Annotated in this window: 19 protein-coding genes; 10 read left to right on the top strand and 9 right to left on the bottom strand. The window is 62.6% G+C overall.

Annotation, left to right across the window (positions count from 1 at the left end):
• The first annotated feature begins 49 nt into the window (after nt 1-49).
• The 5 genes from hpnD (at nt 50) to ACZCWR_RS23060 (ending at nt 5,474) form a co-directional block, all read left to right on the top strand.
• Entirely contained in the window at nt 50-898 is an 849-nt protein-coding gene (gene hpnD / locus ACZCWR_RS23080; protein WP_487303935.1) for a presqualene diphosphate synthase HpnD, read from the top strand.
• Nucleotides 898-2,187 (top strand): hydroxysqualene dehydroxylase HpnE, encoded by a 1,290-nt coding sequence (gene hpnE / locus ACZCWR_RS23075; RefSeq protein WP_487303934.1) that lies wholly within the window; start codon nt 898-900, stop codon nt 2,185-2,187. The genes hpnD and hpnE overlap by 1 nt, the downstream gene beginning before the upstream one ends.
• Nucleotides 2,184-4,172 (top strand): squalene--hopene cyclase, encoded by a 1,989-nt coding sequence (gene shc, locus ACZCWR_RS23070; RefSeq protein ID WP_487303933.1) that lies wholly within the window; start codon nt 2,184-2,186, stop codon nt 4,170-4,172. The genes hpnE and shc overlap by 4 nt, the downstream gene beginning before the upstream one ends.
• Nucleotides 4,173-4,198: 26 nt before the next feature.
• On the top strand, nt 4,199-4,891 hold the full coding sequence (locus ACZCWR_RS23065; RefSeq protein ID WP_487304779.1) for a phosphorylase: 693 nt from the start codon (nt 4,199-4,201) through the stop codon (nt 4,889-4,891).
• 112 nt (nt 4,892-5,003) lie between these two features.
• Nucleotides 5,004-5,474: an acyl-CoA thioesterase gene (locus ACZCWR_RS23060; RefSeq protein ID WP_487303932.1), complete on the top strand. Its 471-nt coding sequence runs from the start codon at nt 5,004-5,006 to the stop codon at nt 5,472-5,474.
• An 867-nt stretch (nt 5,475-6,341) separates the two neighbouring features.
• Here ACZCWR_RS23060 and ACZCWR_RS23055 read toward each other — a convergent pair.
• Nucleotides 6,342-7,241: an MlaA family lipoprotein gene (locus tag ACZCWR_RS23055; RefSeq protein ID WP_487304778.1), complete on the bottom strand. Its 900-nt coding sequence runs from the start codon at nt 7,239-7,241 to the stop codon at nt 6,342-6,344.
• Nucleotides 7,242-7,243: 2 nt separating this feature from the next.
• Nucleotides 7,244-9,904 (bottom strand): hopanoid transporter HpnN, encoded by a 2,661-nt coding sequence (hpnN, locus tag ACZCWR_RS23050; RefSeq protein WP_487303931.1) that lies wholly within the window; start codon nt 9,902-9,904, stop codon nt 7,244-7,246.
• Nucleotides 9,905-10,173: 269 nt separating this feature from the next.
• Between hpnN and ACZCWR_RS23045 the strand changes: the two genes are divergently transcribed.
• Nucleotides 10,174-10,791 carry an MlaC/ttg2D family ABC transporter substrate-binding protein gene (locus ACZCWR_RS23045; protein ID WP_487303930.1) on the top strand — a complete coding sequence of 206 codons (618 nt, stop codon included), beginning with the start codon at nt 10,174-10,176 and terminating at the stop codon, nt 10,789-10,791.
• 17 nt (nt 10,792-10,808) lie between these two features.
• Here ACZCWR_RS23045 and ACZCWR_RS23040 read toward each other — a convergent pair whose 3' ends face one another.
• Together ACZCWR_RS23040 and ACZCWR_RS23035 are read right to left on the bottom strand one after the other, a co-directional pair.
• A complete protein-coding gene (locus ACZCWR_RS23040) occupies nt 10,809-11,444 on the bottom strand; it encodes a response regulator (protein ID WP_487303929.1) in 636 nt (211 codons plus the stop codon).
• Nucleotides 11,434-12,858 (bottom strand): cache domain-containing protein, encoded by a 1,425-nt coding sequence (locus tag ACZCWR_RS23035; RefSeq protein ID WP_487303928.1) that lies wholly within the window; start codon nt 12,856-12,858, stop codon nt 11,434-11,436. The genes ACZCWR_RS23040 and ACZCWR_RS23035 overlap by 11 nt, the downstream gene beginning before the upstream one ends.
• A 148-nt stretch (nt 12,859-13,006) precedes the next feature.
• Here ACZCWR_RS23035 and ACZCWR_RS23030 point away from each other — a divergent pair, with 148 nt between their 5' ends.
• From ACZCWR_RS23030 to ACZCWR_RS23020, 3 genes are all read left to right on the top strand, one after another.
• Nucleotides 13,007-15,091 carry a carbon starvation CstA family protein gene (locus ACZCWR_RS23030; protein ID WP_487303927.1) on the top strand — a complete coding sequence of 695 codons (2,085 nt, stop codon included), beginning with the start codon at nt 13,007-13,009 and terminating at the stop codon, nt 15,089-15,091.
• 10 nt (nt 15,092-15,101) lie between these two features.
• Nucleotides 15,102-15,296 (top strand): YbdD/YjiX family protein, encoded by a 195-nt coding sequence (locus ACZCWR_RS23025; protein ID WP_487303926.1) that lies wholly within the window; start codon nt 15,102-15,104, stop codon nt 15,294-15,296.
• Nucleotides 15,297-15,446: 150 nt separating this feature from the next.
• Complete coding sequence (locus ACZCWR_RS23020; RefSeq protein WP_487303925.1) at nt 15,447-15,635, top strand: hypothetical protein; 189 nt, start codon at nt 15,447-15,449, stop codon at nt 15,633-15,635.
• 61 nt (nt 15,636-15,696) lie between these two features.
• Here ACZCWR_RS23020 and hpnH read toward each other — a convergent pair whose 3' ends face one another.
• The 3 genes from hpnH to ACZCWR_RS23005 form a co-directional block, all read right to left on the bottom strand.
• Nucleotides 15,697-16,848: an adenosyl-hopene transferase HpnH gene (hpnH, locus tag ACZCWR_RS23015; protein WP_487303924.1), complete on the bottom strand. Its 1,152-nt coding sequence runs from the start codon at nt 16,846-16,848 to the stop codon at nt 15,697-15,699.
• A gap of 14 nt (nt 16,849-16,862) precedes the next feature.
• The gene (gene ispH / locus ACZCWR_RS23010) at nt 16,863-17,840 is read right to left on the bottom strand and encodes a 4-hydroxy-3-methylbut-2-enyl diphosphate reductase (protein WP_487303923.1); all 978 of its coding nucleotides are present in this window, start codon (nt 17,838-17,840) and stop codon (nt 16,863-16,865) included.
• A gap of 195 nt (nt 17,841-18,035) precedes the next feature.
• The gene (locus ACZCWR_RS23005; RefSeq protein WP_487303922.1) at nt 18,036-18,269 is read right to left on the bottom strand and encodes a hypothetical protein; all 234 of its coding nucleotides are present in this window, start codon (nt 18,267-18,269) and stop codon (nt 18,036-18,038) included.
• 13 nt (nt 18,270-18,282) lie between these two features.
• Between ACZCWR_RS23005 and ACZCWR_RS23000 the strand changes: the two genes are divergently transcribed.
• Nucleotides 18,283-19,485: a glycosyltransferase gene (locus ACZCWR_RS23000; protein WP_487303921.1), complete on the top strand. Its 1,203-nt coding sequence runs from the start codon at nt 18,283-18,285 to the stop codon at nt 19,483-19,485.
• A gap of 836 nt (nt 19,486-20,321) precedes the next feature.
• On the opposite strand, the gene ACZCWR_RS22995 is transcribed toward ACZCWR_RS23000, so the two are convergent.
• Together ACZCWR_RS22995 and ACZCWR_RS22990 are read right to left on the bottom strand one after the other, a co-directional pair.
• On the bottom strand, nt 20,322-20,879 hold the full coding sequence (locus ACZCWR_RS22995) for a hypothetical protein (protein WP_487303920.1): 558 nt from the start codon (nt 20,877-20,879) through the stop codon (nt 20,322-20,324).
• 210 nt (nt 20,880-21,089) lie between these two features.
• The gene (locus ACZCWR_RS22990) at nt 21,090-23,330 is read right to left on the bottom strand and encodes an NADP-dependent isocitrate dehydrogenase (RefSeq protein ID WP_487303919.1); all 2,241 of its coding nucleotides are present in this window, start codon (nt 23,328-23,330) and stop codon (nt 21,090-21,092) included.
• Between the last annotated feature and the right edge of the window lie 53 nt (nt 23,331-23,383).

Below are 23,383 nucleotides of genomic sequence, written 5' to 3'. Positions count from 1 at the left end.
CTCGACTTTCGTCGTCATGTCTGCCGGGGGCGCCACAGCGGAGTCCGCCTTGGCCGTATCCAACATCATCGCCGACGAATCCAGCGCCGAGGCCGCCAAGGCCTCCTCGGGGAGTTCGTTTTATCTCGCCATGCGCATCCTTCCGGCAGCGCAGCGCGACGCGATGTACCAGATCTACGCTTTCTGCCGCGCGGTGGACGATATCGCCGACGAAGGCACGCTGCCGCGCCGCGAACGCGCCGTTGCGCTCGACCGCTGGCGCGAGGACATCGACGCGTGCTATCGCGGCACGCCCAAGCCCTCGCTCGAAGCGCTCACGCGCCACATTCAGGCGTTCCAGCTTTCCCGCGACGACTTCCAGGCCGTGATCGACGGCATGGCGATGGACGCCGCCGCCGATATCGTCGCGCCCGACGAAGCCACGCTCGATTTGTACTGCGACCGCGTGGCGAGCGCGGTGGGGCGGCTATCGGTGAGGATATTCGGGATGTACGAAGACGCCGGACGCCGGCTCGCGCATCATCTCGGCCGCGCGCTTCAACTCACCAACATCCTGCGCGATATCGACGAAGACGCGGGCATCGGCCGCGTGTATCTGCCGCGCGAACTGCTGGCGCGCGAAGGCATTTCTACGACCGACGCGGCCAGCATCGTTGCCGATGCGCGGCTGCCGCGCGTGTGCGCCACGCTCGCCGAGCGCGCGAAACTCCACTACGCGCAGTCCGACGCGATCATGGCCGCATCGCCGCGCGTTCAGGTGCGCGCGCCGCGCATCATGTCGGCCGCCTACCGCGCCGTGCTCGACGCGAACATGCGACGCGGCTTCGACCTGCCACGCACGCGCGTGCGCGTTTCGCGTGCGCGTCTGCTGTGGATCGTGGCCCGTCATCTGATCTGATGTTCCGGCGGGTCATCGTCGTGGGCGCGGGACTGGCGGGCTTGGCCGCGGCAGTTCAGGCGCAGCGTCGCGGCGCGCGCGTCGTGCTGATCGATGCCGCCGCGCACGCGGGCGGGCGCTGCCGCTCGTATTTCGACGCGCGCCTCGGCGTGACGGTCGATAACGGCAATCATCTTCTGCTGTCCGGCAATCATTCGGCGATGTCGTACCTCCGCGCGATCGGTGCGACGGACACGCTGATCGGCCCGCCGCTTCCCGACTATCCGTTCTTCGATCTCGCGAGCGGCGCGGCGTGGACCATCGGCATGTCGTCGGGCCGTTTGCCGCGCTGGATTTTCGATGACGACGCGCGTCTGCCCGGCACGCAACCCGCCAATTATCTTTCGATGCTGCCGCTCTTTTTCGCCAAGCCGGGCCGCACGGTTGGGCAATCGCTGCGGCATCACGGGCGCGTCTATGACCAGCTCGTGCGTCCGCTCCTGCGCACGATGTTGAACACAGATCCGTCCGAGGCAAGCGCGTCCGTCGCCGCCGGATTGCTGCGCGAAACGCTCGCGGCGGGCGGTCAGGCGTGCCGGCCGCTCATCGCCAAAACGGGGCTGTCGAACGCGTTCGTCGATCCGGCGCTCAGGCATTTGCAGTACGGCGGCGCGGAAATCCGGCTCGGCGCGCGGCTGACGGAAATAGGTCGATCCGGCACAAATTGCGAGGAACGTGTAAGCTCGCTCGCTTTCAGGCACGCGGGCGAAGGCTCGGAAAATCTTGCGCTGACGCTTGATGACGGCGTGGTGCTGGCCGTGACGCCCGACGCCGCGCGCGGTCTGTTGCCGGGTCTGGCCGCGCCGGACGCATTCCGCGCGATCGTCACCGTGCATTTCGCGGTGGACGTCACCGCCGGTTTCCAGCCGATGACGATGCTCGTGAACGGCATCGCCGACTGGCTGTTCGCGGCGGACCGGCGCGTGTCCGTGACGCTCGCCGCCGCCGATGCGCACCTCGCGACGCCGCACGAGGAACTCGCGCGCGCCGTCTGGCAAGAAGCGGCGAAGGCGCTGCGCATGCCGGCCGCGCCCGTGCCGCCGTGGCAAGTGATCGCGGAACAACACGCGACTTTTGCCGCGATACCCTCGCAGGAAGGCTTGCGCGCCGCCACGCGCACGCGCTGGAACAATCTCACGCTCGCGGGCGACTGGACGGCTACCGGTCTGTCCGCGACGATCGAAGGCGCGATCCGTTCGGGCCAAAAGGCCGCGGATGCGCTGATGAACCCATCGATGGAACGCAGATGAACGACTTGTCCCTGCCAGATGCGCACGCGCCGGAGTCGCCGGCGCCGAACAGCGCGCTGGATCACGCTGTCAAGGAAGCCACGAACGCGCTGCTCGCGGATCAGTCGCCGCAAGGCTACTGGCTGTACGAACTCGAAGCCGATGCAACCATTCCGGCCGAATACGTGTTGCTCGTCCACTATCTCGGCGAGGAAGCCAACCTCGAACTCGAAGCGAAGATCGGCCGCTATCTGCGCCGCATCCAGCGTGAAGATGGCGGCTGGCCGCTTTTCACCGATGGCGCGATGGACATCTCCGCCACCGTCAAGGCATATTTCGCGCTGAAAATGATCGGCGATTCGCCCGATGCCGACCACATGCAGCGCGCGCGCGGCGCCATTCTCGCGGCAGGCGGCGCGGAAAAGTCCAACGTATTCACGCGCATCCTGCTCGCGCTGTTCGGCGTGGTGTCGTGGCGCGCCGTGCCGATGATGCCCGTCGAAGTCATGCAGTTGCCGGTGTGGTTTCCGTTCCATCTGTCGAAGGTGTCGTACTGGGCGCGCACGGTCATCGTGCCGCTGCTCGTGCTCAACGCCAGAAGGCCACGCGCGCGCAATCCGCGTGGCGTGCGCATCGACGAACTGTTTCGCGAGCCGCCCGTGAACGCCGGCATGCCCGCGCGCGCGGGGCATCAGAGCCGCGGCTGGTTCACGTTTTTTCGCGCGGTCGATTCCCTGTTGCGTCTGACGGATGGCGCGTTTCCCAAGGCGGGCCGCGAGCGCGCCATCAAGGAAGCCGTGCGTTTCGTCGATGAACGCCTCAACGGCGAAGACGGCCTCGGCGCGATTTTCCCGGCGATGGCCAATTCCGTGATGATGTACGACGTGCTCGGCTATCCGCCGGAGCATCCGAGCCGCGCCATCGCGCGCCAGTCGCTGGACAAGCTGCTGGTGATCGACGAAGCGCCGGACGGCGAGGCGTATTGCCAGCCGTGCCTTTCGCCGGTGTGGGATACCTCGCTCGTCGCGCATGCGTTGCTGGAAACCGGCATGCCGAAGGCGCGCGCGGCGGTCACGCGCGGGCTCGAATGGCTCGCGCCCCTGCAGATTCTCGACGCGCGCGGCGACTGGGTGCTGCGTCGTCCGAACGTGCGGCCGGGCGGCTGGGCGTTCCAGTTCGCCAACCCGCATTACCCGGATGTGGACGATACCGCTGTCGTCGCCATGGCGATGGAACGCGCCGATCGTGAAAACGGCACCGCGATGTACGGCGAGGCCGTGTCGCGCGCGCGCGAGTGGGTCGTCGGAATGCAGAGCAGCGACGGCGGGTGGGGCGCGTTCGAGCCGGAAAACACGCATCACTTCCTCGACAACATTCCGTTCTCGGACCACGGCGCATTGCTCGACCCGCCGACCGTCGATGTCTCCGCCCGCTGCCTGTCGATGCTCGCGCAACTCGGCGAGACGCCCGCGAACAGCGAGCCGGCGCGCCGCGCGTTCGATTTCATCGTGCGCGATCAGGAGCGCGACGGAAGCTGGTATGGGCGCTGGGGCATGAACTACGTGTATGGCACGTGGTCGGCGCTGTGCGCGCTGAACGCGGCGGGCGTCGGACCGGCGGACTCGCGCATGAAGCGCGGCGCGGACTGGCTCGTGAGCATCCAGAACGCGGATGGCGGCTGGGGCGAAGCGGGTGAGAGCTACAAGCTCGACTATCGCGGTTACGAGCAGGCGGCGAGCACGGCATCGCAGACGGCGTGGGCGGTGCTCGGGCTGATGGCGGCGGGACGTGTGGGCGATGTCGCGGTGGAACGCGGCATCGACTATCTGATCCGCACGCAACAGCCGCATGGCCTGTGGGACGAAACGCGCTTCACCGCGACGGGTTTTCCGCGCGTGTTCTATCTGCGTTATCACGGCTATCGCAAGTTTTTCCCGCTGTGGGCGCTCGCGCGTTATCGCAACATGACGCGCGAAGGTGAGACGCGCGTGACGGCGGGCATGTGAGCACGCCTTTCGTGCGCTCCGTCGAGATGACCGCCGGTCTGCCGGTGATCGCCGTGACGGGCATGGCGTTCGAGGCGAAGATCGCGCGCGGGCGCGGCGTCGAAGCCGTGTTCGCGGCGCGCGCGGACTGGCTGGAGCGCGCGTTGTCGGATGCGTTGACGCGGGGTTGCTCGGGCATCGTGAGCTTCGGCACGGCGGGCGGACTTGCGCCGGATTTGCAGCCGGGCGCGTTGATCGTCGCGGATACGGTGTGCGGGCCGTTCGGGCCGATCAGGACCGATGCCGCGTGGTCGGCGCGCATCGTCGAAGCGTTTTCGGGCACGCCGCTCGAACGCATCACGCGGCGCGGCACGATGGCGGGCGTCACCGCGCCGGTCAAGAGCGAGGCGGAGAAACGCTCGCTGCATTCATCGACGGATGCGCTGGCGGTGGATATGGAATCGCATATTGCGGGGGCCATCGCGACGGCGCGCGGGTTGCCGTTTGCGGTCTGCCGCGCCGTGGTGGATCCGGCGTGGCGCACGTTGCCGCCCGCTGCCACGGCAGGATTGCGCGACGACGGCACGACCGCGCTCGGGCCGATTCTGCGGGAATTGCTGCGCCAGCCATCGCAACTCGGCGCGATGCTTCGCCTTGCCGCCGATGCCCGCGCGGCGCGGGCCACGCTCATTCAGGCGCGGCATGCGCTGGAAGTGTCGCGGGGTCTCGTCTTTTCTTGATGTCGTCTCTTGTGTACTGCGGGTTAACCCTCATCTCGTTATAATCAGGGAAAACCCTAGGTCGTTTTGTTCCGTTCGGAGCAGGCGGTCAAGCAGAGTGAGGACACATCAAATGAATTTTCATACCCGCAAATGGGTCAAGCCGGAAGACTTGAACCCCAATGGCACCTTGTTCGGCGGCAGCCTGCTGCGCTGGATCGACGAGGAAGCCGCCATCTACGCCATCTCGCAACTGAACAATCAGTTCGTCGTGACCAAGTTCATGTCGGAAATCAACTTCGTGAGTTCGGCGCGGCAGGGCGACATCATCGAATTGGGCATTACCGCGACGCATTTCGGCCGTACGTCGATCACGCTGCGTGCGGAAGTGCGCAACAAGATCACGCGCAAGAGCATTCTGACCGTCGAGAAGATGGTGTTCGTTAATCTGGATAAGCAAGGCGATCCGGCGCCGCATGGGCGCACGCAGATTCGTTACGCGGATGAGATTTTTGAGGCGTATCGGACGGATATGGGCGCGGTGGAAGCGCCGAAGTTGTCGGGGGAGGATTTGGTGGTGAGCGATTTGGAAGAAGCGCATTGATGGCTTCGGGTGATGTGTTGCCGTTTTGTCGTTTTGTCGTGCAGAGCGCTGCTCTTGTTTGGGACTTTATTGCAGTAGCCGCCTCCCCGGCGGGGGGGTAACTTTCTTTGCTGCTGCAAAGAAAGTCACCAAAGAAAGCAGCTTTTACCCCATGCACGATGGCTGGAGAGGGTTGGTCTGGATTGACGGATGCAGTGGCCGCAATAGGACGTTCAACGCATAACGAGTCGCTTAGGCAACCTCGCGATTTCGCGCTTGAGTAATCAACGCTTAGTGGACCGCGCTCATTCTTTCGGCCATGCGCTGCGCGCGCCGAGAACGTAAGAACGGAATCCCGCAGCCTATCAGCGCCCAGCCACCTCACGCTTCCCCGCAAGATTGCTATTCGGTCCTACCTTGGTGAGTGCTCCGACTAAAGGTGACTTGCGTTGGTGTGCGAGCTTTGCCTAGAAGCGCTTACCAAGGTAGGACCGAATGACGACATAACGGCGAGGTGTGAGGAGGCTGGGCGCTCATACGCTGCGGGATTCCGTTCTAAAGCTCTCGGCGCGCGAAGCGCATGGCCGAAAGAATGAATGCGGTCCACTAAGACCCAAGGATTCGAGCGCGAAATCGTTAGGTTGCCCACATGTTTAACGAACCGTGGAACATCCTATTGCGGCCAACTGTATCGTTAATTCAGACCACCCTTTCCAGCCAGCGTGCGGAGGGGTAAAAGCTGCTTTCTTTGGTGACTTTCTTTGCAGCAGCAAAGAAAGTTACCCCCCCGCCGGGGAGGCGGCTACTGCAATAAATGCCCAAACAACAGCAGCCCCTTGCACTCACGCAAGAAAGAACAACAAACACTATTTCTCAGTTCGAGAACTGCTATTTCCCCGCCCCCGGATCCTCATAAAGCGGCAACCCATTCGCCTTACTCGAACTCGGCGAAGCATTAGCACCACCTGCCCCCGGATCCGAATAATTCGGCAACCCCTGCTCCGAAGAACTCCCACCCGTCGCCCCCGGCGGCGCACTCGCCGCATCCGGCGCCGATGCCCCTTCATCCCCATAATCCGGCAACGTCGAAGCCCCTCCACCCGTCAACAAAAACTGCCGCCGCTGAATATACGCATCCCGAACGAACGCGTATTTATCGAGCGCCGCTTGCGAAAGCAGATTTGTCGCGCCGATCAAATCAGCCCGCTCGCTGACGAAATTCACGCCATACAGCGGCCAGCGGATATCGGCATCCGTGTAGCTGATCGGATTCACGCGCCAGTCCACCGCCCACATGGTGGCATCGCGGAAAGAACTCGGACCGAGCAACGGCAGCACGAGATACGGACCGGACGGGACGCCGTAATGCCCGAGCGTCAGCCCAAAATCCTGATGATGCTTCGGCAACCCCGCAGGCGACGCAATGTCGATCAACCCGCCCAGACCGAACACCGAATTCATCGCGATCCGCATCAAATCCTGCGTCGCATCGGTGATCTTCAACTGCACGAGGTCGTTGGCGAAGTTGCTGAAGTCGCCGAGATTCGAGAAGAAATTGCTGACGGCGGTGCGGAACGGACTCGGCGTGTAGTCCACGTAGAACTGCGCAACCGGCTTGGCGATGTAGGTATCGAGGGTATCGTTGAACTTGAAGACGGTGCGGTTCATCGGCTCGAGCGGATCTTTCGGATTGCGGTCCGGTCCGGTCGCGCAGCCCGCGCTTGCGAGCAGGCAGGCAACGGCTGCGATCGTGGTCGCTTGGCGTCGGGCGTCCGCGGCAAAAACCATCGTCATTCTTCGATTCCTCTTAGGTTGTCATGCCTTTGCGCCGCCCGCAGCTTCGCCCGGTCGGCGGCGCGCACGCGGCGCGGCTTGCCCATCAAAACTGGCTGGAACACGACCGCGCCGACCAGCGTGCAGAACAGCGACAGCGCCAGCAGCCGCCCCATGCTGGACGTGCCCGGATGATGCGAAAACCACAGGCTGCCGAAGGCCGTCGCGGTAGTGGCGGCGCTGAACATCACGGCGTGGGTGAGACTCGATTGCAGCAGGCGCGTCTGGCCCGAGCGCCACGCCATCACGAAATAGATCTTGAAGGCGACGCCCACGCCGAGCATCAACGGCAACGCGATGATGTTCGCGAAGTTGAGCGGCATGCGGAACACGACGCACAACTCCAGCGTGACGATCGCGGAGACGAGCAACGGTACCAAAGTTCTTAAAACATCGCCGAAACGACGCAGCGCGATCCACAGCAAAATGGTGATGGCGACGAGCGAATAAATCGCCGCTTGCTGGAACGCCTTGATGATGGTCTCCGCCGAATGCCGCACCGAAATGGGCCCGCCGATGGCGTTCGGCTCGACGCGCTGCACGGCATCGGCGAAATGGGCGAGCAGCGTGTCGTCGCCGGGATCGACACCGGGCGGCGTCTTCGGCGACACCGTGACGAGCGCCTGACCCTTCGCGTTGACGAGGTTGTCGGCGAGCCCCGGCGGCAGCGTCGCGCGCGTGATCTCGGTGGGCGTGAGCAGCGCGCGCAACTGCGCCAGCGCGATGCGCAGCGGATCGGACATCGCGTGCTCGGCGCGGTCGCGGGTGGCGGCATCGGCTTGAGCGAGTTTGGCGAGCGTTTGCGACAGATGCTTCGCCTCGTTCGCGCCTGCGCCGGGATGATCGTCGGCGGCGAGCGACAGCGCATTCGACGCGCGCTTGAGCGTGGCGACGCGCACCTGATCCGTCACGGGCGAGGCAACCTGCTGATCGAGCGCGGGCAAAAGCAGGTCGGCGGCGGTCTTGATGAGCGCGAGCTTTTGCGGCTGATCGGCGGGAATGAGCGAGGACAGCGTGGTCGCGCTTTCGACTTGCGGCAGCTTGCGCAACTGGTCCGCGATTCGGTCGGCATCGGCGAGATTCGGCGCGAGCACGGAGACGTCGTTCACCGCGGCTTCGGGCGAATCCTTCAACGCCGCGAGCGTTTCCATCGACTCCGTGTGCGGGTCTTTCAGATGCAGCGGGTTGAAGTCGAAGCGCAATTGCGTGAGCAGCGGCAGTGCGCCGATCACCACCACCAGCGTGCCGATCAGCACCGGCTTGCGATGCCGGTCGAGGAATTCATCGACGGGGGCGAGCACGGGAAAGCCCGGCGAATGTGCTTCGCCCGGCGGCGCGAACACCTTGATGAGCGCGGGCAGCAAGGTCATGTTGGTCAGATACGCGACGAACATGCCGACGCCCGCGATCAGCCCGAGTTCCGACACGCCGCGATACGCCGTCGGCAGGAACGAGAAGAAGCTCGCGGCGGTCGCGGCGGCGGCAAGCGTAAGCGGCACCGCGACGTGGCGCGCGGTTTCCGCCAGCGAGACATCGAGCCGATGGTGCTTGTGCCGCTCCTCGCGATACTTCACGCCGAACTGAATGCCGAAGTCCACGCCGAGCCCGACGAACAGCACCATGAACGCGACAGAGATCATGTTGAGCGCGTGGACCATCATCAGCCCGAGCGCGGCGGTGATCGCCAGTCCCACGAACAGCGTGATGAAGACCGCGACGATCATGCGCTTGGAGCGCAGCGCGACCCACAGAATCATCAGCACGACGAGGAAAGTGAGGATGCCGTTGAGCGCCGCGCCGTCCTGCACGGAGGCGAATTCCTCGTCGGCGAGCGGTTGCGCGCCGGTCAGATGCACGCTCGCGCCGTATTTCTTCGCAAGGCCGAGTTCGCCGAACCGCGCGCGGATTTCATCCGACGCACCCGCCGCCGCCTTCAGCGCGTTGAAGTTGAGTTCGGGGATGACGGTGACGAACGCGCGTCCGGGTTGATCGCCCTTGGACGAATCCGCGACATCGCGCCAGGAGAACGCAGCCGGTTGATTGGCGAGCACGCGGTCGAGCACATCCGCGCTGTGGCCGAGCAGATTCGACATCTTGCCGAGCGTGATCTGGCCGGTGAGCAGCGGCACGTTGAGCGTGGTGTTCAACGTCTGCGCGAGGCCGGTAAGCGAGGGATCGTGCGCCAGCGTGTTGATGAGCGGCCGCGCCTGCGCAAGCTGCTTCGTGGTCTGATCCACCTTGTCCGTGGACAGATAAAGAAGGCCGTTGTGCTCGAAGAAAGCGCCGCCTTCCGGTTGCGCCACGGACTTGAACTGTTCCGGTTCCTTCGCCAACGCAGCGGCCAGTTCGCTCGCGGCGGCGCTGGCGAATTCCGGCGCGGGCGCTTCGACCACGATCAGCAGCGTCGCACCGCGATTGGGAAAGGCATCGTCGATGGCCTTGTCGCGCGCGGCCCATTCTGGCTCGTTCTCGATCAGTTGGCTGACATCGGTGCTGATGCGAAAGTGCTGAACGACATAAATCGTGCTCAGCACGCCGAGCAGCAGTGAAATGACGATAATCCACACCGGCTTGCGAATGGCCAGCGTGACGAAGCGTGTAATGTTGGACGTCAGCATGAAGACGCTACCTGTGTGTCCTGTTATTTTTGCGCACCGCCGCATGATCCAGCGCGATGCGCGTGATGCCGACAGCCGACCTTCGCATCGCCCGCGAAAGGCGCGAGGGATGCCGCGCAAGTATAACGGGCGGGCGCTTCGGGCATCGGCACGCGATGTCGTGAACTGTCATACGCGCGCGCTGTCGATATACTGCCGAATGCCCGGTTTGCTCCTCGTTGCGATCCTTCGCACGGCCGACGACCATCAAAGAATAGAGAACGGTTGCCATGAAACGCTATTTGTCCATTTGTTTTGCTGTCCTCCTCGCTGCGCTGTCCTTCTCCGGCGAGGCGCTCGCGCAAACGAGCCCCGACGCGGTGGTGAAGAACGCCGTCGAAGGCACCGTGAACGCCATGAAGGCCGACCCGCAAGCGCGCGGCGGCGACATGGCGAAGATCACGCAACTCGTTCAGACGCGCTTCCTGCCCGCCACGGACTTTCAGCGCACGACGCGCATCGCGGTAGGCAAGGCGTGGGCCAGCGCCACGCCCGACCAGCAAAAACAGCTTTACGAACAATTTCAGACGCTGCTCACGCGCACCTATGCGGCCTCGCTTTCGCAACTGCGCGATCAGGACGTGAAGTTCAGCTTCGAGTCGCCCAACGTGGATGCCAACGCGAAAGACATCGTCGTGCAGTCGCATGTGGTGTCCTCGGGCGGCGACAACCCGGTGCGCTATCGCCTCGAAAAAGGCCCGCAAGGCTGGAAAATCTACGACATCGACATGATGGGCGCGTGGCTCATCCAGGTCTATCAGCAGCAGTTCGCCGGACAGTTGCAGAAGGGCGGCGTCGATGCGCTCATCAAGTATCTCGCCGATCACAACGCGCGTTCGGAAGGCTGAAAACGGCGGACTTAAAATCAGTTCCGGCGATGTTCCACCGCGAACTTGATGAGTTCGGCCTGACCGTCGATATCCAGCTTGCGCTTCATGTTCAGCCGGTGCGTCTCCACCGTGCGCACCGACAAGCCATGCTGCTGCGCGATCTGCTTGCTCGATAAACCCTCCGCCAGCGCGTCCAGAATATCCAGTTCGCGCGGCGTGAGGCGATCGATGGGCGTCTGCATCGATTGTGCCTGGATCATGCGCACGGCCAGTCCCGCGCTGAAGAACGTCTTGCCCGCGAGCACCGCATCGATGGCGTGAATGATCTCGGTCGCAGGCGAATCCTTCAGCACATAACCGCTCGCGCCCGCGCGCACCGCTTGCGTCACGTATTCCAAGTTGTCGTGCATCGACAGCATCAGCACGCGAATGCCCGGAAAGCGCTCGTGAAAGAGCGCTGCCAGTTGAATGCCGCTCATGCCCGCCATGCCCACGTCCATCAATGCGAGATCGGGCGGATGCTCGGTGCCCGCGAGCGCGAGCGCTTCGTTCGCGTTGCCCGCTTCGCCGATCACGCGCAGATGCGGCATGGCTTCGAGCCGCGCGCGTAGGCCGTCGCGCACGAGCGGATGATCGTCCACGAGGATGATGCGGGCGGGTTCAGTGTTCATGGGTCATTCCGGTGTTGGGTGCCGCGAGTGGCAAAGGCACGCTAGCCGCAATCGATGTACGTCCCACTTGCGATTCAATTCGAAGCCCACCGCCGAGCGTATCCAACCGCTCACGCATGTTGCGCAGTCCGATGCCGCTCGCGGGATCGGCGAGCACGGCGGGCACATCGAAGCCTCGCCCATTGTCGATGATGCGCAAGCTCACCGCATGCGGCGCGATGTCGAGCATGAGCGTCGCGCGCGTGGCGTGCGCGTGCCGCGCGATGTTGGCGAGCGCTTCCTGCGCGATGCGGAACAGCACGGTGTTGACCGTATCCGGCAGACTCGCGCTCTGCGATGCACTCGGCTTGCCATCCGCCGTCGCTTCGAACGTCACTTCGATACCGTCCTGTCCGTCGAGTTCGCGCGCGAGTTGTTCGAGCGCGGCGGCAAGGCCCAGATCGTCGAGCATGGCGGGACGCAGCGCATGCGAGATGCGCCGCACTTCGCGCAAGGTGCCGGACAGCCGCCCGAGACTCGTGGCGAGCGCGGCTTCGGCATCCGGTTCGCGAGTCGTCGCGCGTTCGAAGCGCAACAACGCGGATTCGAGCAACAGCTTCACCGACACCAACATCTGACTGATGCCGTCATGCAGTTCGCGCGACAGCCGCGCGCGTTCCTGTTCCTGCGATTCCACCACTTGCCGCGCGAGCCGTTTGAGCTTCACGTCCGCGCTGCGATGCTCGCTGATGTTGAGCACCGCCGCGCACAGCGTGATGCTTGCCAGCGCCGCCAGCGCGATTGCGCCGATCCACATCACCGTGCGTTCGATGTTCGCGGCAGCCTGCGCATCGATGCGCCCGAGCGCCGTTTCCACGTCTTCCAGATAGATGCCCGTGCCGATCATCCAGCCCCATCGTTCGAGCGGGACGACATAGCCGAGCTTGGGCGCGAGCTTGCCCGTGGACGGACGCCGCCAGACATAACGCACATACCCGCCGCCCTTCGATGCCTGTCCGATCAACGCTTGAATGGTCAGCGCGCCGTTCGGGTCGCGCATGAGCCAGAGATCGCGCCCGACGAGTTCCGGCTGGCGCGGATGCATGAGCGACGTGCCGTGCATCGTATAGACGAAAAAGTAGCCGTCCTGACCGAAATCGAGCCGTTGCAATGCATCGAGCGCGAGTTGTTGACGCTCCTGATCGCTGTGCGGGTCGCTTGCCGGAGCATCGTAATAAGGCGCGATGGCGCTGCGGGCGATCTCCACGTAATGCCGCAATTCGAGCTCTTTGCTCGACATGTACGCGGTCTGCGTGGTGGCGTGCTGCGCATCGGCAAGGCTCTCGGCCTGTCGCCGCACGCCATATTCGATACCGCCGATCGCCAGCGCGAACGGCACGATCGCCAGCAGGAAGATCTTGACCTTGAGATTCATCGATGAGGGTTTGCCGCTACGTGAAGCTACGTAGCGCGCATACGTAGTGTTGCGCTTGTGAGCCTTGCAGCGAAAGCGAATACTACCGCCCAATGCGTCCCTTGCGGCGCTGAATCGCCCCATTGGGGTTTATAACTAAGGAGACACCATGAATCGGGCTTCCGGATTCCTGGTCTGGATCGCGCTCGCGCTGGTGGGCGCGTTCGCATTCGGCACCATCGCGCTCGCGCACGGCGAGCGGATCAGCGCACTGTGGATCGTCATCGCGGCGGTCTGCGTTTATCTCATCGCTTACCGTTTTTATTCGCGCTTCATCGCGGGCACGGTGCTCAAGCTCGATGGTTTGCGCATGACGCCCGCCGTGCGTCACAACGATGGCCTCGACTACGTGCCGACCAACAAGTACGTGCTGTTCGGCCATCACTTCGCGGCGATTGCTGGCGCGGGTCCGCTGGTCGGGCCGGTGCTTGCCGCGCAGATGGGCTACACGCCCGGCATGCTGTGGATTCTCGCGGGCGTGGTGTTCGCGGGCGCGGTGCAGGACTTCGTGATCCTGTTCATCTCCACGCGCCGCGATGGCCGCTCGCTCGGCGATCTCATCAAGATGGAACTCGGCACGGTGCCGGGTGTGATCGCGCTGTTCGGCGCGTTCCTCATCATGGTCATCATTCTCGCGGTGCTGGCGCTGATCGTCGTGAAGGCGCTGACGAATTCGCCGTGGGGCACGTTCACGGTGGCGGCGACCATTCCGATTGCGCTGTTCATGGGCCTGTACACGCGCTATATCCGTCCGGGACGCATCGGCGAAGTGTCGATCATCGGCTTCGTGCTGCTGATGCTGGCGATCACCTTTGGCGGTCAGGTCGCGGCATCGCCCGCTATCGCGCCGTTCTTCACCTTCACCGGCGTGCAATTGGTCTGGATTCTGATCGGCTATGGCTTCGTGGCGTCCGTGCTGCCGGTCTGGCTGCTGCTCGCGCCGCGCGATTATCTGTCCACCTTCCTCAAGATCGGCACGATTCTCGGACTGGCCATCGGCATTCTCGTGGTCGCGCCGGAACTCAAGATGCCGGCCTTCACGAAGTTCGTCGATGGCTCGGGTCCGGTGTGGGCGGGCAATCTGTTCCCGTTCCTGTTCATCACGATTGCGTGCGGCGCGGTGTCGGGTTTTCATGCGCTGATCGCATCGGGCACCACGCCCAAGATGCTCGACAACGAAGCGAACATGCGCCTGATCGGCTACGGCGCGATGCTGATGGAATCGTTCGTCGCGATCATGGCGCTGGTCGCCGCGTGCGTGATCGAGCCGGGCGTGTACTTCGCGATGAACAGCCCCGCCGCCTTGCTCGGCTCGACGCCGGATGCGGTCGCGCAGACGGTATCGAGTTGGGGCTTCATGCTCACGCCGGACATGCTGACGTCCACGGCGAAGGCGGTCGGCGAGACGACCATCGTCGCGCGCGCGGGCGGTGCGCCGACGCTGGCCGTGGGCATGGCGCAGATTCTGCATCAGGTCATCGGCGGCCCGGCGATGATGGCGTTCTGGTATCACTTCGCCATTCTGTTCGAGGCGCTGTTCATCCTCACCGCTGTCGATGCAGGCACGCGCGCGGGGCGCTTCATGCTTCAGGATTTGCTCGGCACGTTTCATCCGGCGTTGCGTCGGACTGAATCGCTGCCGGCGAATTTGACCGCGACGGGTTTGTGCGTGGCGGCGTGGGGCTATTTTCTTTATCAAGGCGTGGTCGATCCGTTTGGCGGCATCAACACGCTGTGGCCGTTGTTCGGCATCTCGAACCAGATGTTGGCAGGCATCGCGCTCATGCTCGGGACGGTGGTGCTGTTCAAGATGAAGCGCGAGCGTTACGCGTGGGTCACGCTGCTGCCGACCGCATGGCTGCTGCTTTGCACGCTGACCGCAGGCTGGCAGAAAATTTTCGATGCGAATCCGAAGGTGGGCTTCCTCTCGCACGCCGCGAAGCTCAAGGATTCGTTCGATGCAGGCAAGGTGATGGCGCCCGCGAAATCGCTGGCGGAGATGCAGCGCATCATCTTCAACGATTATGTGGATGCCGCGCTGTCGGGTTTGTTCATGCTGGTGGTGGTGAGCATCGCGATATTTGGCGTGTTGACGGTGCTGCGTGCGCGGCGCGAATCGCGTCCGACGGTCGTCGAAACTCCGTTCGAAGCGATGCCTTCGGGCGCGTCTGCGGCCATGCGTTCGGGTCATTGAGGAGCATGCGATGTTCGACGATCTTCGACAAGCGGGCCGCTATCTCGGCCAAACGATGCGTCTGATGGTCGGCATCCCCGATTACGATGCCTACGTCACGCATATGCAGACCACGCATCCCGATAAGCCGATGATGAGTTATGCGGAGTTTTTTCGGGAACGGCAGGAAGCGAGGTATGGGAGTGGGGCGGGGAAGTGTTGTTGATTGGGGATTGAGGGAACGCGTCCGTTAGGGCGCGTTTTTTCTTTGGCAAAGGGGTGACCAAATTTGACCGAACGGGATGACTTCAGAAGAATTTAGTAAGGGATACTCGATTGAAAGAGCGGTAACTCATTCATTCGGGAGAACATCATCGTGACCAGTCATACGAAATCACAGCGCGAAGTTCCGCAGACGGGCGATCATGTACCGTCGCCATTGGAGGTACTTCGCGGAAGCGTGCTGTTTTACGAACGCCCGTTGGACCCGGTCGGCGAGGATGACTGGAAGATGTTGGACGAGGCCTACGAGCGTCCAACGCCAGAAACAAGTGACGATCTCTGATCCACAAACAAAAAAGGGCGGACGACCTCTCGGTCATCCGCCCTTTTCAGCACCTAAACCCTCAATGCGCCGCCACCGTCTTAGCGCCCTTATCCTTCTTCATCCGCCCGATCTCTTCCAGCTTGATCTCCACATGCTTGGAGAACACAAAATCCGCCGGCCGTTGCTTATCCATCGGCAATTCCTTGGCAAACGCGCCCGTCGTGCGCGGCCCTGACAGCGCGATCTTCGCGGCCTTCAGCGGATGCGCCACCGTATCCATCACCGCCGTTGCTTCGAAGCCGCAATGGACCATGCAGTCCGCGCACTTCTCGTACTTGCCGGTGCCGTACTTGTCCCACTCGGTGGTTTCCATCAGTTCCTTGAAGGTCTTCACGTAACCTTCGCCGACCAGATAGCACGGCTTCTGCCAGCCGAACACCGTGCGCGCCGGGTTGCCCCACGGCGTGCATTGATACGTCTGGTTGCCCGCCAGAAAATCCAGGAACAAGGTGGACTGGCTGAACGACCAGTTCTTGCCGTTGTTGCCGCGCTTGAAGATCTCACGGAACAGGTTCTTGGTCTTTTCGCGATTCAAGAAGTGCTGCTGATCCGGCGCGCGCTCATACGCGTAACCCGGCGATACCGTGATGCCATCCACGCCAATCGGACCGAGCGTGTCGAAGAAATCTGCCACGCGATCGGGTTGTGCATCGTTGAAGAGCGTGCAGTTGATGTTCACGCGGAACCCACGACGCTTCGCTTCCTTGATGGCCGCGACCGCCTTGTCATACGTGCCCGGTTGCGACACCGAATGGTCGTGCGCTTCGCGGTCGCCATCGAGGTGAACGGACCAGACGAAGTACGGGCTCGGCTCGTAGTCGTCCATCTTCTTTTCCATCAGCAGCGCGTTCGTGCAGAGATACACGAACTTCTTGCGCGCCATGATGCCCTTGACGATCTGCGGCATTTCCTTGTGCAGCAGAGGTTCGCCGCCCGCGATGGAAACGACCGGCGCGCCGCATTCGTCCACCGCGCCGAGACACTCTTCCAGCGACAGGCGCTGGTTGAGGATCGGGTCCGGATAGTCGATCTTGCCGCAGCCGTTACACGCCAGATTGCAGCGGAACAGCGGTTCGAGCATGAGCGCCAGCGGATAGCGCTTGGTGCGCGTCAAGTGCTGCTTGAAGATGTATGCGCCTACGCGCGCCTTTTGAAGCATCGGAATAGACAATTTGCCTGTTCTCCTTATTCTTCGCGAACGGCTGCCGCCGTGACTGCCGCGCCCTGAACGGCGGCGAGCGGCTGCATGAGTTTCGCGGGGAGTTTGAATTCGACCTTTTCCTCGCGGCCGGCCATGGTCGTCACTTCGACGGGGCCAAGGGCGCGCAGGGCATCGATCACATGTTCGACCATTTCCTCGGGCGCCGATGCGCCCGCCGTGATGCCGACGGTCCGCGCATTCGCGAACCACTCGGCCTTGAGTTCCGAACCATCCGCGACGAGATAACTCGGCACGCCGCTCTCGGCGCCGATCTCGCGCAGCCGGTTCGAATTGGAACTGTTGGTGGCGCCGACCACGAGCAGCACATCCACATGCGTGCTCAACTCGCGCACGGCGGCCTGCCGGTTTTGCGTCGCATAGCAGATATCGCGCGTATCCGGTCCGACGATATCGGTAAAGCGCCGCTGCAAGGCATCGATGATGCCGCGCGTGTCGTCCACCGACAGCGTGGTCTGCGTGACATACGCGACCGGCGTATCGACCGGCAGCGCGAGCGTCTCGACTTCCGCTTCGCTCTGCACCAGCACGACCTTGCCGGGAATCTGACCGACCGTGCCTTCCACTTCGGGATGCCCCGCATGACCGATCAGAATCAGCGTGCGCCCCTGCGCCACGTACTGCCGTCCCTGCACATGAACCTTGGTGACGAGCGGACAGGTGGCATCCAGCACATCGAGCCCGCGCGTCTGCGCATCCTGTTCAACGCTTTTGGCGACGCCATGCGCGCTGAAAATGGCGACCGCGCCGTGCGGCACCTCGTCCAGTTCCTCGACGAAGCGCGCGCCCTTGCCGCGCAGATTATCCACGACGTGCCGGTTATGCACGATCTCATGGCGCACATACACGGGTGCGCCGTTACGTTCGAGCGCGCGATCGACGATCTCGATCGCACGGACCACGCCCGCACAAAAGCCGCGGGGTTGAGCAAGGATGATACGCATATTCGAACGAACTCCGACTGGCGCGGGTTTCGGGTAAGCGGGGGCGAAGCTCGCGCATTTGCGTACTTCCTGCGATCTCACTTCGCGGCGTCGCCTGTTATTTACGATTGAATTACGAAGTACCACAACGCGTATCGAACGAACCCGGAAAAAACCACCGAATAACCGTCTGGACGCCTGACTTGACCGCGTATTCTATCGCGTTCCCTTTTTGGGTGCTTGCAGCACAGCGCCGTGGGAAGCGCCATCGTGCAGGTAAATACGGCGAGTGGAAGAACCCATTAAACTCTTGGGTTCTCGAAGGCGCGTATCCGGCGGCTTTCCTTGCGCGATGCCTTCAGGCAGGTTTCGTTTGCGCAGGATGAGAAGCCTGCATCGTATTTTTCTTGCAACGTCTGGCGCGCCGCGCGCGGCATCGTTCACGTTCATCGTTCTTCACTTCATGCTACTGATCGCCTGGCTTTCACTGTTGATCTGGGTCGTGCTGCTCGTCGGGCGCGGCGGATTCTGGCGCGCGCGGCCCGCGCCGGCGTTATCGGCCACGACCATTCACGCGCTCGGCCGTGCGGAGATCGCGCGGCACGGCGCATGGCCGGGTCTGGTCGCCGTGGTGCCCGCGCGTAACGAGGCCGAAGTGATCGGCCGTGCGGTCGGCTCGCTGCTGAGGCAGGACTACGAAGGCGCGTTCCATGTGATCGTCGTCGATGATCACAGCACCGACGGCACCGCCGCCGCCGCACTTGGCGCCGCGCGCGATCTCGGGCTGGAGGATCGCCTGACCGTGCTGACCGCGAAGCCGCTGCCGCCGGGCTGGTCGGGCAAGGTCTGGGCGCAGTCGCAGGGCATCGGCGCGATCGATACGCTCGGTCTGCCCGCCGAATTCCTGTTCCTCACGGATGCCGACATCCACCATCCCGTCGATGCCGCCACGCAACTCGTCGCGCGCACCATCATGGAAGACCGCGATCTCGTGTCGCTGATGGTGCGTCTGCGTTGCGATTCGCCGTGGGAAAAGGCGCTGATTCCGGCGTTCGTGTTCTTCTTCGCCATGCTGTATCCGTTCGCATGGGTGAACGACACGAAGAAGGTCACCGCAGGCGCGGCAGGCGGTTGCATGCTCGTGCGCCGGACGGCGCTTGCTCAGGCGGGGGGCATTGAATCGATCCGGCAGGAATTGATCGATGACTGCAGTCTCGCGCAACGCATCAAGCATCGCGCAGGAAAGAACGATGCGCGGCCCATTCGCCTCGATCTGGCGGATCAGAGCGAATCGCTGCGTCCTTATGATTCGTGGCGCGAGATTTGGAACATGATTGCGCGTACGGCGTTCACGCAGTTGCGTTATTCCGCGTTGCTGTTGGCGGGGACGGTGATCGGCATGGCGGTGATCTATCTGGCGCCGCCTTTGTTCGCGCTGATCTTGGGCGCGCGTGCGTGGCCCGCTTGGATTGCTTGGGCGCTGATGTGTATCGCGTATGCGCCGATGTTGCGGTATTACCGGAGGTCGCTGCTTTGGGCGCCGTTGTTGCCGCTTGTTGCGCTGTTCTATGTCAGCGCGACGGTTGGGTCGGCGGCGCGGTATTGGAGTGGTAAGGGCGGGCAGTGGAAGGCGCGGGTGCAGGCGCCGACGCGGGGGGAGTCTTGATTTGAGCGGTGCTCGACGGTGTTGGTGTTTGTTTTTTCTGTCGTGCAAGGGGCTTCTGTTTGTTGGGCTTTTATTGCAGTAGCCGCCTCCCCGGCGGGGGGGTAACTTTCTTTGCTGCTGCAAAGAAAGTCACCAAAGAAAGCAGCTTTTTACCCCATGCACGCTGGCTGGAAAGGGTTGGTCTGGATTAATGGATGCAGTGGCCGCTATAGGACTATCCACGCATAACTTGCCGCTTAGGCAACCTCGCGATTGCGCGCTCGATTACTCAAGTCTAAGTGGACCGCATTCATTCATTCGGCCATGCGCTACGCGCGCCGAGAGCTTTAGTACGGAATCCCGCAGCCTATTAGCGCCCAGCCACATCACGCTTATTCGCAAGATTGCTATTTGGCCCTACCCTGGTTAGCACTTGAGGCAAAGGCAAACGTTGGCGTGCGCCGCTTCACGGAAGTGCTAATCGTGGTAGGGCCCAATGGGAAGGGTGCGATGTGGCTTGAAGTGGCTGGGCGCTTATACGCTGCGGGGTTCCGTTCTAAAGCTCTCGGCGCGCGAAGCGCATGGCCGAAAGAATGAATGCGGTCCACTAAGACTCAAGGATTCGAGCGCGAAATCGTTAGGTTGCCTTCGCGCTTAACCAACCGAGGGACATCCTAATGCGGCCACTGTATGGTTAATTCAGACCACACTTTCCAGCCAGCGTGCGGAGGGGTAAAAAGCTGCTTTCTTTGGTGACTTTCTTTGCAGCAGCAAAGAAAGTTACCCCCCGCCGGGGAGGCGGCTACTGAAAAAGCAGCACAAACAGAAGAAGCCCTTGCACCACAAAACAACAACAATCACTTCCGCGTAAGCAACGTATAAAGCTCAACAACCTGATTCGGCGTAAACGTAAACGGCACCCACCCATGCCCGTTATGCCGCAGAATCAGCAAACGATCCCCATTGGCCTGCTTCTGCGATGCCATCACAGGATTCAACGTCGCCGCGAACCGCCATCCCGGCGCGATGCCGCCAGGCTGATCCACCGACATCGATGCACGCACGTTCGCCAGTTCCTCGATCAGTTCCGACACGCCTTCCGCGCTCAACAGCGTGGTCTTGCCCCCGATGGTCATCTGAATGACATCGCGCTCGGGCCGCGAGACTTCGAGCCGCAACGGTCCTTCAGGCTCCGAAGGCGCGCTCGCCGAGATGGCGGCCTCCTCGCTCACATCGAGCGGAGCGGGCTCATGCACGGGCACTTCCTCGTCGATCGCACGCGCGCGATTCGGCAGCGGAGCGGGCTGCGGCTCTTTCTGGGCGGACGAAGGGGAGTCGGCATCCTCGCCGGAAGCTGCCCTGATAAGCGCATCGAGGCCGGACTCGAGCGCGCCAAGCTGATCGTGTAGATTCATTCGAGTGTGTCTTTGACTTGCGCTTGCAAACACTTGCAAACGGCAGCGAGAACAGGATTTTACCTTTTCGGACTTTCCCGCGACCGGCACACGTTGTAACCAAATGCATTGCGTCACACGAAACCGCAACGTATGAGCCGACTGTGAGCCGAAAAGCAAAACCGGCATCCAGAGGATGCCGGTTTGGGGTGCAGCGCGCGTCTAAACGCTTTACTTCACGCTATCCAGCGCCGCGTTGAGCGTCTTGCTCGGACGCATGACGGCTTCGAGCTTCGCTTCATCCGGCTTGTAATAGCCGCCGATGTCCGCTTCCTTGCCCTGCACGGCCGCGAGTTCATCGATGATCTTCTGCTCGTTGTCCGCCAGCGTCTTGGCGAGCGGCGCGAAGCGTTCCGCCAGTTCGCGATCTTCCGTTTGCTGCGCGAGTTCCTGCGCCCAGTACATCGCGAGATAGAACTGGCTGCCGCGATTGTCCAGCGCCCCGGTCTTCGGCGACGGGCTCTTGTTGTTGTCGAGCAGCTTGCCGGTGGCGGCATCCAGCGCCTTCGCCACGAGCTTCGCGCGCGCATTGTCGTTCTTGATGCCGAGTTCTTCCAGCGACACCGCCAGCGCCAGGAACTCGCCGAGCGAATCCCAACGCAAGTGGTTTTCCTGCACGAGCTGCTGCACGTGCTTCGGCGCCGAGCCGCCCGCGCCCGTTTCATACAAACCGCCGCCCGCCATCAGCGGAACGATCGACAGCATCTTCGCGCTGGTGCCGAGTTCCATGATCGGGAACAGGTCGGTCAGGTAATCGCGCAGGATATTGCCCGTCACCGAGATCGTGTCCATGCCGCGAATGACGCGTTCCAGCGTGAAACGCATGGCGCGGACCTGCGACATGATGTGCAGTTCCAGACCCTGGGTATCGTAATCCTTGAGATACGTTTCGACCTTCTTGATGAGTTCGGCTTCGTGCGGACGATACGGGTCGAGCCAGAACACCGCCGGCATGCCCGAGTTCTTCGCGCGCGTGACGGCGAGCTTGATCCAGTCGCGGATCGGCGCATCCTTCACGAGACACATGCGCCAGATATCGCCCTGCTGCACTTCCTGCGTGAGCGATTCGATCACTTCGTTCGTCGCGTTATCGACAATACGCGCCGTGCCGTCCTGCGCAATCTCGTAGGTCTTGTCGTGCGAGCCGTACTCTTCGGCCTTCTGCGCCATCAGGCCGACGTTCGGCACCGTGCCCATGGTCTTCGGATCGAACGCGCCGTTGGTCTTGCAGAAGTTGATGATCTCCTGATAGATGCGCGCGAACGTGCTTTCCGGAATCAGGCACTTCGTGTCTTGCGGACGGCCATCGGCGCCCCACATCTTGCCGCCGGCGCGGATCATCGCGGGCATGGAGGCATCGACGATCACGTCGTTCGGTGCGTGCAGGTTCGAGATGCCCTTGGCCGAATCCACCATCGCCAGAGCCGGGCGATGTTCATGGCACGCGTGCATGTCGCGGATGACTTCATCGCGCTGCGATTCCGGCAGCGTTTCGATCTTCGAGTACAGATCGGACAGCCCGTTGTTCACATTCACGCCGAGTTGCTCGAAGAGCTTCGCGTGCTTGACGAACGCGTCCTTGTAGAACACCTTCACCGCGTGACCGAAGACGATCGGGTGCGAGACCTTCATCATGGTCGCCTTGACGTGCAGCGACAGCATGACGCCGGTCTTGAACGCGTCTTCCATCTGGTCTTCGTAGAACTCCACGAGCGCCTTCTTGCTCATGAACATGCTGTCCACGATCTCGCCTTCCTGCAGCTTAACCTTCGGCTTGAGCACGATGGTTTCGCCCGACTTCGTGACGAGTTCCATGCGCACTTCACGCGCTTTATCGTTCGTGATGGATTTCTCGCCGTGATAGAAGTCGCCATGCTTCATGTGCGCCACGTGCGTGCGCGAAGCCATGCTCCACTCGCCCATGCTGTGCGGATGCTTCTTCGCGAAGTTCTTGACCGCGAGCGGCGCGCGGCGGTCCGAATTGCCTTCGCGCAGCACCGGGTTCACCGCCGAACCGAGACACTTGGAATAGCGCTGACGAATGGATTTTTCCTCGTCGTTCTTGGGCTCTTCCGGATAGTCGGGCACCTTGAAGCCCTTGCTTTGCAGTTCCTTGATGGCGGCGACCAACTGCGGCTGCGACGCGCTGATATTCGGCAGCTTGATGATGTTGGTATCGGCGTCCTGCGTGAGTTCGCCCAGATGCGCGAGGTTGTCGGGCACTTTTTGCGCGTCCGTCAGGAACTCGGCGAATTCGCCCAGAATGCGGCCGGCGACGGAAATATCGCTGGTGGTGATATTGACGCCCGCGGGCGTCACGAAGGTACGGATGATCGGCAGAAAGGCGCTGGTCGCGAGCAGCGGAGCTTCGTCGGTCAGGGTGTAGATGATGGTGGGTTGCTGATTACTCATCGCTTGTCTCGACATCCGAAAACAGGTTGGAAAGAACCGCCGGCCTTGACCGC

The sequence above is a fragment of the Caballeronia sp. A2-2 genome (assembly GCF_057612605.2).
This window is presented reverse-complemented; position numbering and strand designations above follow the sequence as displayed.

Coding starts and splice junctions, on each gene's coding strand:
- hpnE (WP_487303934.1), top strand. CDS start 898: ATGTTCCGGCGGGTCATCGTCGTGGGCGCGGGACTGGCGGGCTTGGCC.
- shc (WP_487303933.1), top strand. CDS start 2,184: ATGAACGACTTGTCCCTGCCAGATGCGCACGCGCCGGAGTCGCCGGCG.
- ACZCWR_RS23065 (WP_487304779.1), top strand. CDS start 4,199: ATGACCGCCGGTCTGCCGGTGATCGCCGTGACGGGCATGGCGTTCGAG.
- ACZCWR_RS23060 (WP_487303932.1), top strand. CDS start 5,004: ATGAATTTTCATACCCGCAAATGGGTCAAGCCGGAAGACTTGAACCCC.
- ACZCWR_RS23055 (WP_487304778.1), bottom strand. CDS start 7,241: ATGGTTTTTGCCGCGGACGCCCGACGCCAAGCGACCACGATCGCAGCC.
- hpnN (WP_487303931.1), bottom strand. CDS start 9,904: ATGCTGACGTCCAACATTACACGCTTCGTCACGCTGGCCATTCGCAAG.
- ACZCWR_RS23045 (WP_487303930.1), top strand. CDS start 10,174: ATGAAACGCTATTTGTCCATTTGTTTTGCTGTCCTCCTCGCTGCGCTG.
- ACZCWR_RS23040 (WP_487303929.1), bottom strand. CDS start 11,444: ATGAACACTGAACCCGCCCGCATCATCCTCGTGGACGATCATCCGCTC.
- ACZCWR_RS23035 (WP_487303928.1), bottom strand. CDS start 12,858: ATGAATCTCAAGGTCAAGATCTTCCTGCTGGCGATCGTGCCGTTCGCG.
- ACZCWR_RS23030 (WP_487303927.1), top strand. CDS start 13,007: ATGAATCGGGCTTCCGGATTCCTGGTCTGGATCGCGCTCGCGCTGGTG.
- ACZCWR_RS23025 (WP_487303926.1), top strand. CDS start 15,102: ATGTTCGACGATCTTCGACAAGCGGGCCGCTATCTCGGCCAAACGATG.
- ispH (WP_487303923.1), bottom strand. CDS start 17,840: ATGCGTATCATCCTTGCTCAACCCCGCGGCTTTTGTGCGGGCGTGGTC.
- ACZCWR_RS23005 (WP_487303922.1), bottom strand. CDS start 18,269: ATGAACGTGAACGATGCCGCGCGCGGCGCGCCAGACGTTGCAAGAAAA.
- ACZCWR_RS23000 (WP_487303921.1), top strand. CDS start 18,283: ATGCTACTGATCGCCTGGCTTTCACTGTTGATCTGGGTCGTGCTGCTC.
- ACZCWR_RS22995 (WP_487303920.1), bottom strand. CDS start 20,879: ATGAATCTACACGATCAGCTTGGCGCGCTCGAGTCCGGCCTCGATGCG.
- ACZCWR_RS22990 (WP_487303919.1), bottom strand. CDS start 23,330: ATGAGTAATCAGCAACCCACCATCATCTACACCCTGACCGACGAAGCT.